Source organism: Cyanobacteriota bacterium (assembly GCA_025054735.1).
GTDB lineage: Bacteria > Cyanobacteriota > Cyanobacteriia > SKYG9 > SKYG9 > SKYG9.
Genome location: JANWZG010000354.1, coordinates 1 through 4,258 on the forward strand (window position 1 = coordinate 1; position 4,258 = coordinate 4,258).

Sequence of the window (4,258 nt, forward strand, 5' to 3'; positions counted from 1 at the left end):
GAATATCTCGGTATTGTTCGGCACTAATAGCCCTCAACTCCGGAGTCAATAGGGGTTGATCACCTGGAATTGGGTAGATGAGTAGCTTACAGGCACAGCGGTCAAAGGCGATCGGGGTTCCGCCTCGGCGAGTGAGGGCGACCCATATCCGAGCAGGTTCTCCAGCCTTGGGACTATGGTCAGGGTCAACATGCCAAGTACCTGCCACCTGTCCAGACACAACGGTTGTGTGAGCCATTGCCGGAGCAACTAAGGCAACCATAGTAACTGCTGTCAGTGTAGGAATTGTATTCATCAGAATCATGGCGATGAATTGGATAAAGGCCTAGGGAATGACTAGCGATCGTATCAGTAGCACTCCTAGGATCACCAAGGCTAGTAGTGCTGATCCCAGCCAGTTTTGCCAACTCCAAGCCAGTGCACCGAGATAGTTAGACCCTACCAAGATAGTATGTGTACCAACTAACAGTAAGGCTGGCACAGTCAGCAAGTGGAGTTTGCGCCAGAGGTTACCAAGGCGATTAACCATGGCATCGGTACTCGTGAGAGCAGCAGGCAGCATCAGCATTAATGCCATCACGCCAGCCACAATGCCAATTTGGTAGGTAGGGATGGTAAAGACGATCGCCATTACGTTCCAGTTGAAACTGTGGTCTAGCATGTGGGCGGTATGAATTAGAGAGAGCACAAAGGCACTAACTCCAATCGTGCGGCGGTAGCGCAGGGGGAATGCCCAAATCGGACTGATGGGGCGGGCAATCAGAGCCACAACCAAGCATATCAACGCTCCATAGCCACTGTAGTCAACCATGGCATCGGTGCGGCAGAGCGTCAGAATGCCAATCGTCAGTGTCACCCATCCCCCTAGTTGATAGAGTTGGCTGCGGCGATCGCGACTAATCCGAGCAGTAACCAGTCCAGTGCCTACCATCGTCGGCAAGGTGCCCAGGCCAAATGCCAGCATAGTGGCTGCTCCCTGCACCGGATCGCTAGTTTCTGCGGCCTTGATTTGAGCAATGTAGAGAAACCCACAGGGGATCAGCCCCCAGAGCCAGCCCAAGACAATAGGAGTCCACCAGTGAGGTTGTCGGCTTATGTAGGCTAAGGCACTGCTAAGCCGTTGATGTAGCCCTGCTAGGGGTTGAAACATGGGTACTTTAGGCAAGCTTACAGGCAGAACTTGGCTTAGCCCTATCCAAATTAGCAGCGTGCCCAGCAGAAGAGCGATTCCCCGCCGTAATGGACTTCCAATCCCAGCGAGGTGCCCGCCTGCAATCAGAAGGGAGCCAACAGCCCCGATCGCCATGCCGACTAACCCATAGCTAACTAATCGTCCTACGTTAAGTAGACACTGGTGATACAGTTGTTGCCGCCAAGTAAGGGAACTGGTACCTGCTGGTGATAGGGCAACGGCTGCTGTTAGAGGGCCACACATACCGATGCAGTGGCCAAAACTTCCGAGAAAACCCATGATGGCTACAAGTGCCAGATCTGCGGTTATTACCATCTTCAGACATGAAAGGGTACTACTAGTAAGGGCCACCAGACCCAACAGAACCAAACCCAAGGTTGGAGCGTTGCTTCGGGTAACTGGGTAGATGGGGCTAGCAGAGCATTCATCCGTTCCGTGAGGCGATCAACGCTAGCACATTCCCCAAAGGAAGCAGTTCCTTCGTAGGACTCTTGCCATGGACTTTTGACCACTGCCAGCAACACCTCAGCTAGCAACAGTGAATCCACCCGTTGAGCTGCCCACCCATCAGCTCGAAGTTCTCGCAAGGTCAACAACTCCTGCCATAGCAGGTTGGTATAGGGTAACCAGCAGGTCAAGCGCCGCAACCACCCCAACCAAAAGAACCAAAATGTGTCTTGGTAATAGGCATGAGCTTGTTCATGGGTAATCACTGCCGCTAGTTGAGTGGGATTAAGGGTGGTCAGCATCCCTTGACTAATAACTAGCTCTGGCCGCCAAAATCCAACCTGAGCACTGTAGAGCAAGGGGCTGTCTAACAATCGACAGGGCTGGTTGCTGGCATCTTGAGCAGAGACTGTCAGCAAGGGGTAGGTACGAATACGCTGGAGAGTCTGCTGTCCTTGCCACACAAGCTGAAGCCACAGCACACTTGCCCATCCTAGAAATGCTAAGGCTACACTATAGCAGCACCAGCCTTCCCAGAAGCCTACCATTTGACCTTGTGGCCCCATTAGGCTGATGGCGATCGCCGTCATGATTAACAACAACGGTGGCAACAAAAAGGCGCAGAGTGCCCGCTGCCAACGATCGCCCCAACTGCGCTTGCTGCTGAAGCTTACCAGCCAATACCATCGCCACCAGCAACAGTAAACTGCCACGACTATTACCATTAGCCCATGCATCATAGTTTCTCCCTTGCTTGGCGTATGGTTTGAATTCGTTGAGCAATCTCCGTCAGTCGGTCTAAGCTAACTTGGTCAAGGCTATCGGCAAATGCTGCTACCACATCAGGATTACCCACTGCCAGAAACTCGTGCAGTCGAGCATAGGCTAGTAATGCCTGTGCCTGCTCTTGGGTAACTAGGGGACACCACCGATAACTGCGTCCCTGTTGATTGCAAGATAGCCAACCCTTACTGGTGAGTCGCTTCAAGACGGTAGTAACCGAGGCATAGGCTAACTCTCGATTAGGATCAGCAAGGATGCGATCGTGGACATCTTTAACCGTAACCTCACCTAGCTCCCAAACAATCTGCAAAATTTCAGCTTCTAAAGGGCCTAGGGAAAGTTGGTATGGACGATGGCTTGGCAAAGGGGGCATATCACCAGAGAATCCTGACTATCTTGCTTTACTCCTATCTCAACTCTGGCGTTAGCGCTAGTAGACACGCACATTCTTAAGGTTTGACAGGTTGTCAAAGTCTTTGACCATCTGTCTTTTGATTTTTGTGGGGGTCTTCGTGATGATGAATGAAAAACGATAATTTTTGGTGTGAGAGATGATGATGAATCCAGTCAAGACCTTAATAAATGGGCACAGGCATATTGGGTGGGTGTCGATCGCCGTAGTTTGTGGACTTAGCACCTATTCCTCAGCAGCAACACCTGCTGTCTCCCTACCATCTGTTAACACCGCTAATCCGGTTAATAGCGAGCAAGTCGATCAATCCCTATCCTCAATCCAAACTAGTCTATCTGTCCTAACAGTACCAGCCTATTGGGAACATAGTCCAAGCTTTTCTAATGCTCGATTGCTTCAGCCTATAACCGTCACAGACATTGCTCAAAATCCTACTCCCGCGGTAACGCCAACCAGCCCAACTGAAGTAGATTCGGAACCAGAGGAAGAAATCATTGTGGTGGATCAATCTCCTGCGATCGCGCCCACCACCACGCCACTTTACATTGTGCCTGCTGCAGAAATTCAACAACGCGGCACATCCACCTTGGCAGAACTCCTGCGTACCCAGCCAGGCTTTGCAATAAATGACTTTGGCTTCGGAGCCGATATTCACACAGGGACGTTTTACCGAGGTGCCTCCCTTAACCAGTCTGTGATTTTGCTGAATGGTCGATCCATTGGCAGCAACATCAGCACTTACCATGGTGCAACTGACTTGAATAGCATCCCCCTGGAGGCAATTGAGCGGGTAGAACTCTCCAGCGGTGTTAGTAGTGCTCTATACGGATCCGAAGCGTTCGGCGGTGTCATCAACCTTGTGACCAAGCAAGATGTTGGGGTTCCCCAGTTCACTAGTGGACTGTCTTTTGGCTCTCTGGGGTACGCCAACTACCGCGCTGGCTATGGTGGACGGTTAGGCAATGTACGGTTCCGGCTTAGCTATGAGGAAACTAAAGCAGATAACCGCTACCCTGTACCCGTTGGTGCTGCTAACCGTGATGCGCAAGGACTCTTGTTCAATGGTGATACGGCAGTCAACAACTACTATGGTACTGTGAGTGTTGATTTAGACGATCGCAATACGCTTAGTCTAGATGCCTACAAAATTAGTAGTCGGCGGGGTCTGCTGTACTTTGGGTTCCCCTTGCAACGCGATCGCCTTGACCATGATGTGTTCAACATCGGGCTGAATTGGCAGAGCAAGCTAGGAAATGGTAACGATTCTCGCCTAAGCGCCACGATCGGCTATGGACAAGACTATTTCAACACCTATGGGCCTGCCCAAGCCATCTTTTATCGTCGGGGCATTCTCGACTCCCAAGCCCTTACAGCTCGTTTAGAACATCAGTGGCAGGTCAACCCTAGCAACAATCTGCGCTATG

Annotated in this window: 5 protein-coding genes; 1 reads left to right on the plus strand and 4 read right to left on the minus strand. The window is 51.3% G+C overall.

Translation table 11 applies throughout. The annotated features are described in order from the left end of the window. From NZ772_14830 to NZ772_14845, 4 genes are all read right to left on the minus strand, one after another. On the minus strand, nt 1-295 hold a 295-nt coding region (locus tag NZ772_14830; GenBank protein MCS6814827.1), incomplete at its 3' end, for a hypothetical protein. Nucleotides 296-325: 30 nt separating this feature from the next. After that, nucleotides 326-1,471, minus strand: coding sequence for a sulfite exporter TauE/SafE family protein (locus tag NZ772_14835; protein ID MCS6814828.1), 1,146 nt, complete (start codon nt 1,469-1,471; stop codon nt 326-328). A 38-nt stretch (nt 1,472-1,509) separates the two neighbouring features. Then, nucleotides 1,510-2,379, minus strand: a complete 870-nt coding sequence (locus tag NZ772_14840; protein ID MCS6814829.1) for a M56 family peptidase — start codon at nt 2,377-2,379, stop codon at nt 1,510-1,512. Then, nucleotides 2,376-2,795 (minus strand): BlaI/MecI/CopY family transcriptional regulator, encoded by a 420-nt coding sequence (locus tag NZ772_14845; protein ID MCS6814830.1) that lies wholly within the window; start codon nt 2,793-2,795, stop codon nt 2,376-2,378. The genes NZ772_14840 and NZ772_14845 overlap by 4 nt, the downstream gene beginning before the upstream one ends. Nucleotides 2,796-2,973: 178 nt before the next feature. Here NZ772_14845 and NZ772_14850 point away from each other — a divergent pair. Next, nucleotides 2,974-4,258: TonB-dependent receptor plug domain-containing protein (locus tag NZ772_14850; protein MCS6814831.1), on the plus strand; the 1,285-nt coding region annotated here is incomplete at its 3' end.